The sequence below is a fragment of the Bradyrhizobium sp. UBA2491 genome (assembly GCF_002341725.1).
GTDB lineage: Bacteria > Pseudomonadota > Alphaproteobacteria > Rhizobiales > Xanthobacteraceae > Bradyrhizobium.
Map to the genome: position 1 here is coordinate 65,931 of NZ_DDOP01000029.1, position 6,443 is coordinate 72,373.

At 65.4% G+C, this 6,443-nt stretch carries 6 protein-coding genes; 3 read left to right on the forward strand and 3 right to left on the reverse strand.

All coding sequences use genetic code 11. The features are described from left to right. Positions 1 to 2: 2 nt before the first annotated feature. A complete protein-coding gene (gene ftsY / locus B2W55_RS08675; RefSeq protein WP_024583238.1) occupies positions 3 to 944 on the reverse strand; it encodes a signal recognition particle-docking protein FtsY in 942 nt (313 codons plus the stop codon). Between the two features lie 49 nt (positions 945 to 993). Here ftsY and B2W55_RS08680 point away from each other — a divergent pair, with 49 nt between their 5' ends. The 3 genes from B2W55_RS08680 to B2W55_RS08690 all read left to right on the forward strand — a co-directional run bounded on the left by B2W55_RS08680 (position 994) and on the right by B2W55_RS08690 (position 3,880). Then, on the forward strand, positions 994 to 1,695 hold the full coding sequence (locus tag B2W55_RS08680) for an RluA family pseudouridine synthase (protein ID WP_024583237.1): 702 nt from the start codon (positions 994 to 996) through the stop codon (positions 1,693 to 1,695). A gap of 166 nt (positions 1,696 to 1,861) precedes the next feature. After that, the gene (locus B2W55_RS08685) at positions 1,862 to 3,001 is read left to right on the forward strand and encodes a DUF2336 domain-containing protein (protein WP_024583236.1); all 1,140 of its coding nucleotides are present in this window, start codon (positions 1,862 to 1,864) and stop codon (positions 2,999 to 3,001) included. A 231-nt stretch (positions 3,002 to 3,232) separates the two neighbouring features. Continuing rightward, complete coding sequence (locus tag B2W55_RS08690) at positions 3,233 to 3,880, forward strand: PEP-CTERM sorting domain-containing protein (protein ID WP_024583235.1); 648 nt, start codon at positions 3,233 to 3,235, stop codon at positions 3,878 to 3,880. A gap of 73 nt (positions 3,881 to 3,953) precedes the next feature. On the opposite strand, the gene mtaB is transcribed toward B2W55_RS08690, so the two are convergent. After that, a complete protein-coding gene (gene mtaB / locus B2W55_RS08695; protein WP_024583234.1) occupies positions 3,954 to 5,231 on the reverse strand; it encodes a tRNA (N(6)-L-threonylcarbamoyladenosine(37)-C(2))-methylthiotransferase MtaB in 1,278 nt (425 codons plus the stop codon). Between the two features lie 20 nt (positions 5,232 to 5,251). Continuing rightward, the gene (gene dapF / locus B2W55_RS08700; protein ID WP_024583233.1) at positions 5,252 to 6,127 is read right to left on the reverse strand and encodes a diaminopimelate epimerase; all 876 of its coding nucleotides are present in this window, start codon (positions 6,125 to 6,127) and stop codon (positions 5,252 to 5,254) included. Positions 6,128 to 6,443: the final 316 nt, after the last annotated feature.

A 6,443-nucleotide genomic window follows, 5' to 3' on the forward strand; every position in this document is an offset into this window, starting at 1 on the left:
GATCATGACTCGATCCCGGCAATCGCCTTGGCAAAATCCTTCGCCGTGAACGGCGCGAGATCCTCGACGCCTTCGCCGACGCCGATGAAATGCACCGGCAGCTTGTGCTTCTCCGACAGCGCGACGAGGATGCCGCCGCGCGCGGTGCCGTCAAGCTTGGTCATGACGAGGCCGGTGACGCCTGCCGTACGATGAAACGCCTCGACCTGCGACAGCGCATTTTGTCCCACCGTGGCGTCGAGCACGAGCAGCACCGCGTGCGGCGCCGTCGCATCGACCTTCCTGATGACGCGCACGACCTTCTCGAGCTCGTTCATCAGCTCGGACTTGTTCTGCAACCGGCCCGCGGTGTCGATCAGCAGCACGTCGCGCGCCTGCTCCTTCGCCGCGGTCAGCGCGCTGAAGGCGAGGCTCGCCGAATCCGAGCCCTGGGCGCCCGCGATGACCGGCGATTTGGTACGCTCGCCCCAGACCTTGAGCTGCTCGATCGCGGCGGCGCGGAAGGTGTCGCCGGCGGCCAGCATGACCTTGCGGCCCTCGGCCGAGAGTTTCGCAGCCAGCTTGCCGATCGTCGTGGTCTTGCCGGAGCCGTTGACGCCGACGACCAGGATGACGAAGGGTCGCTTCGACGCATCGATCTCGAGCGGCTTCGCCACCGGCGCCAGCACCTTCTCGACCTCGGTCGCGACCACGTCCTTGACCTCGTCGGCGGAGATCGCCTTGTCGTAGCGGCCCTTGCCGACCGCCTGCGCGATGCGGACCGCGACATCGGTGCCGAGATCGGCGCGCAACAGCACATCCTCGATGTCGTCGAGCATCGCGGAATCGAGCTTGCGCTTGGTGACGAGATCGGCGACCGCGGTCCCGATCGAACTCGAGGTCCGCTTCAGGCCGCCCTTTAGCCGCTGCCACCAGCTCTGTTTTGTTCCCGTTGTATCGTTCATGGCGCTGACGTGTTAGCCGTTTCGCTCCACAAACGAAAGTCTCGACGAATTGATCGACGTTCTCCCTTTGACCGCGGACGAAATCCTGGGCCGCGTGCTCCACCGCGACGGGCTGATGCTGGTGATCGACAAGCCGGCCGGCCTGCCGGTGCATCGTGGCCCCAAGGGCGGCCCCAATCTGGAGGACTCGTTCGACGCTTTGCGGTTCGGCCTGCCGCGGCCGCCGGTGCTGGCGCATCGGCTGGACAAGGACACCTCCGGCTGCCTGATCCTGGGACGTCACCGCAAGGCGACCGCCTCGCTCGGGCTGCTGTTCAAGCACGGCAAGATCGCGAAAACCTATTGGACCGTGGTCGAGGGCGGCCCTGCCGAAGATCAAGGCACCATCGACATGGCGCTCGGCCGGCTCAACGCCGAGCGCGGCTGGTGGCAGAAGCCCGACCCGGACGGCCAGAAGGCGATCACCAACTGGAAGGTGCTGGGCCGTGGCGACGGTATCGCCTGGCTGGCGATGGAGCCGGTCACCGGCCGCACCCATCAGCTTCGGGTGCATGCGGCGGCGATGGGCTGGCCGATCGTCGGCGACAACATCTATGGCAACGGCCCGCGCTTCGGCGAGCCGATCTTGCATCTGCACTCCCGCGAGATCGGCATCCCGATCTCCCGCAACAAGGACCCGGTGCACGTGGTGGCGCCGGCGCCCGGACACATGCAGGAGCGGCTCAGGGCCTGCGGCTGGAACGGGCAGTAGAGCATCTTCGAGCGAAGTCGATACCGGTTCGCGTCGAGAAAGCGCGTCAAATGTAAAACTGTCTCCGGGATTCTACGGACCATTATCCTTACGAAACGTTCAGGTCCGCCCGATAGAGCTGCAAGCTGGCTTAGAACAAGCAAACGAGACGGGCTCAGGACGAGCAATGCTGACTGCCGGGCAGGCGATTGTCGACGAAGTCGAGGCGGCGATAGCCGCCGGCTCCGCCGAAAAATGCATCGCCTCGGCCAAGCGCGTCACCCATCTGTTCCTCACCTCCGCCGGTAAATTCAACAGTGAACAGGTCGAGCTGTTCGACAATGTGCTCGATCGGCTGATCAAGACCATCGAGCTTCGGGCGCTTGCCGACATCAGCGCCCGGATGGCGCTTGCCGAGATCAGCGAACAGCTCGCGCCGGTCGCGCAGGCGCCGCCCGCGATCGTCAGCCGCCTCGCCCGGAATGACGAAATCAAGATCGCCCAGCCGATCCTCCAGGAATCCTCGCGGCTCAGCGATGACGATCTGGTCGAGATCGCGCAGACCAAGAGCGAGCAGCATCTGCTCGCCGTCGCCGGCCGCTGGTGGTTGAAGGAGGTCGTCACCGACGCATTGCTGGCGCGCCGCTTCGCGAGCGTCAGCCGGCGCGTGGTCAACAATCCCGGCGCCAAGGTATCGCCGGGCGGATTTGTCGTCGTCCTCGCGCAGGCCGAGCACAATCCGGACCTCGCGGTCGAGACCGGCATCCGCGCGGACCTGCCGTCGGAGCTCCGGCTTCAGCTGCTGCGCCAGGCAACCGAAGAGGTTCGCGGTCGCCTGCTGGAACGCGCCCCGCCCTATCTGTTCGAGGAGATCCGCCACGCCGTCGCCGCGGTCGCCGCCGGCGTCGAGCGCGACATGTCGCAGGTCCGCGACTTCACCTCAGCCAAGCGCCACATCGCAAAGCTGAAGGACAGCGGCGATCTCAACGAAGCCGCCCTGCTCGGTTTCGCCAGGCAGCGAAGATATGAAGAGACCATCGTTGCGCTGGCGGATCTTGCGCACTCGCGCATCGAGGTGATCCGTTCGCTGATGCAGAGCCTGCGCAGCGAAGGCCTGCTGGTGCCGTGCCGGGCGGCGGGCCTGAGCTGGGAGACCACCGCCGCTGTGATGGAATGCCGCTACACGTCTGGTTCAATGGGGCCGGCCGAACTCGCCAATGCGAAGGGCCAGTTCACCAAGATGACACCCGGAGACGCCGATCGCCTGTTGCGGTTCTGGCAGGTGCGCGCGTCGCAGCCCGCAAAGCCCGGCGGGCGCACACACTGAGTGCGTCACGCGCGATGACGTGACTGATTTCGATTCAGCCTGTCAAACAGCCTTACTCATCTCCCAGCATCACGCGACAATGGCGAGCGGTGGTTATGGGTCCCTGCTTTCGCAGGGACGACACCGAGTACGCTGTGCGCCGATCGTGGCCGGCGACTGTCATGAAAGTGTTATGTGCAATGTGCCATCAGTACCCGCAAGACTAATAATCAAAATTGCGGGGCGAATTAGATGAAATGGAAATTGCCTTTGATGGTCGCGTTTTCACTCGCGGCCGTCCAACCGAATAGTGCGTCCGCGTCGACGCTCATCCTGGACACCGGCACGCCGCAAGGCACGATGTATCCTATCCTGAGCCAGGCACAGTGGTTTGCTGCGGAGTTCACCGCCACCGCGGGACAGACGATCACCCAGCTCTCGACCTACCTACAGGCCGGCACCGGTGGGCAGGGCACGGCATTCACGTTTGCCATCTACTCCGATGCGGGTTTCATCGGGTCGAGAAATCTGGCTACTCAATTCCAGTATTCGGTCGGAGCGACGTTCGAAAACAACGGATGGAACGGCGCGGCGGCGAACTGGACCGTGCCGACGACCGGCAATTATTGGGTTGCGGTGGAGATGGGCAGTTGCAGCCGCAATTGCCCGCAGCTCGACCTAGTCACCGAAACTTCGGATGCCACCGGCACCGCACCGGCGCTTGGCTTTGCGTTTGCCGGCACCACCCACAAGTTCCAGCTGGCGCCCTCGGATCCGTTTGGGATCCGTGTCACCGCCGTTCCGGAGCCGTCGACCTGGGCCATGATGCTGGCGGGCTTCCTCGGACTGGGCTTGCTCGCCTATCGACGCAGGGACAAGGTGGCGCTCGGCGCCACCTGATCTGAACAATCCGGATTCGAATTTGGAGGTCGCCGGATTGGCGGCCTCTTTCTCTTCCGATGCTGAGCGGACGTCAGCCTTGGTCGACATCCCCACACGCCCCAACGAGGCGCGCGCCGTCGTGGCCGGTCACGATGAACCGCCGCACCGCACCGGGCACGTCGCCATCGATCGCAACCGGCAGGAAATGCTCGGTGCGGCCTTGCGTGCCGCTCTCGATCAGCACCTCGCGCGTCGCGCCGGTCTCGGCCGCCAGCCGCCGTTGCAGCGCGGCTTCGCCCGCCGCGCGCAGCCGTTTCGCGCGCTCCCTGATCGTGCCGCCGTCGACCTGCGGCATCCGCGCCGCCGGCGTGCCCGGACGCTTCGAATAGGGGAAGACGTGCAGGAAGGTCAGGTCGCATTCCTCGACCAAGTCGAGCGAGCGCGCGAACATCTCCTCAGATTCGGTCGGGAAGCCCGCGATGATATCGGCGCCGAGCGCGATGTCCGGCCGCAGCCGGCGCACCTGCGCACAAAAGTCGATCGCATCCCGCCGCGAATGCCGGCGCTTCATCCGCTTCAGGATCATGTCGTCGCCGGACTGTAGCGACAGATGCAGATGCGGCATCAGCCTGATGTCGTCGGCGATGACGTCGAGCAAATCGCGGTCGGCCTCGATCGAATCGATCGAGGAGATGCGCAGCCGCTTCAGCTCGGGGACGTGGCGCAGGATCTGCCGGGTCAACTGGCCGAGCTTTGGCGCACCCGGCAGGTCGGAGCCATAGCTCGTGAGATCGACGCCGGTCAGCACGATCTCGGCATGACCACGCTCGACCAGCGCACGGACCTGATCGACCACCGCCCCCATCGGCACCGAGCGTGAATTGCCGCGGCCATAGGGGATGATGCAGAAGGTGCAGCGATGGTCGCAGCCGTTCTGCACCTGCACGAACACCCGCGGCAGGCCGCGCTCGAAGCCGTCGAGCAGATGCGGCGCCATCTCGGTCACCGCCATGATGTCGGCAACCGCGACCTTCTCGCTGGCGCCGAGATCGAACGCATTGCGCGCCGCACGCCAGGCCTCGCCGCGCATCTTCTCGTCATTGCCGACGACGCGATCGACCTCGGCCATGTCGGCGAACATCCGGACTTGCGTCTGCGCCGCGCAGCCGGTGACCACGATGCGCGCATTGGGCCGTTCGCGTTTCAGCTTGCGGATCGACTGCCGGGCCTGCGCCACAGCCTCGTTGGTGACCGCGCAGCTATTGATGACGATGGTGTCGGAGAGCCCGGCCTGTTCGGCCTCGCGCCTGATCACCTCGGATTCGAAGGCGTTGAGGCGGCAGCCAAAGGTGACGACGTCGACGCCCATAACCGATCCCAAACGCCTGATCAGGCGACGCTGGCGAACAGCGTCGGATCGAAGCGGCCTTCATATTCGAAATCGGCGGTGCCGGTCATCAGCACATGATCGTCGCGCTCGCGCCATTCGATGCCGAGCTTGCCGCCGGGCAGCGTGATCTCGACACTGCGGTTGGCGCGCTTCAGCCGCGCCGCCGCGACCGCGGTCGCGCAGGCCGCCGAGCCGCAGGCCCGCGTGAGGCCGGCGCCGCGCTCCCACGTGCGGATCGTGATGTGGTCGCGATCGACGATATGCGCCAGCGTGATGTTGGCGCGCTCCGGGAAGATCGGATGGTTTTCCAGGAGCGGCCCGAAACGTTCGAGGTCGTAGGCGTTGACGTCGTCGACCCAGAAGATCGCGTGCGGATTGCCCATCGAGACCACCGAGGGTGAGTGCAGCACCGGATTGTCGATCGGCCCGACTTGCAGCTCGATGTAGCGGGTGTCGCGGAATTCCTCAGCCAGCGGAATGTCCTGCCAGCCGAACTTCGGCGCGCCCATGTCCACGGTGTAGAGATCGGGCGCCGGGCCCTGCCAGCAATTGAGCAGGCCGGCGCGGGTCTGGAACGTCGCCGTGGTCTGGCCGGTCTGCTCGAAGATCCGCCGCACCACGCAACGCATGCCGTTGCCGCAGGCCCCGGCCTCCGAGCCGTCATTGTTGTAGATTGAGATGAACGCCTCGGTGCCGTCGAGCCGCGGCGGTTGCAGCACCATCAGCTGGTCATAGGGCACGCCGCCCGCCGGCGAGGCCACCGCGCGCGCTTCCTCAGCCGAAACCTGCCCCTTCGAATCGCGCAGGTCGACGACGACGATCTCGTTGCCGATGCCGTTCATCTTGGCGAATGCGTGATTGGCGAGCGCGCTCATCGATTTTCCCAAATTCCGCCCGGTTATATGGCGAGTGATAGGCCGTTAGCCAGCCTGAATGGTCCTATGACACATCTGTCATGGGACGAATGCAGAACTTGCGTGTTAGGACTAGCGCACCTTGCGGACCGTGCCCCGGGACAGATCGAGCGGCCGTCTGAGGATGGGGATGGAGAAGACCGAATGAATCGTATCAGCACGCTCCGCGCGGCCCTTTTCGCGCTGCTGCCCTTGGCCGCGATCGCACTGGCAACCCCGGCGGCTGCCCAGTCGCCGGCCGCATCGCCCGCCCCGGCAGCCAGCCCGAGCCCAACCC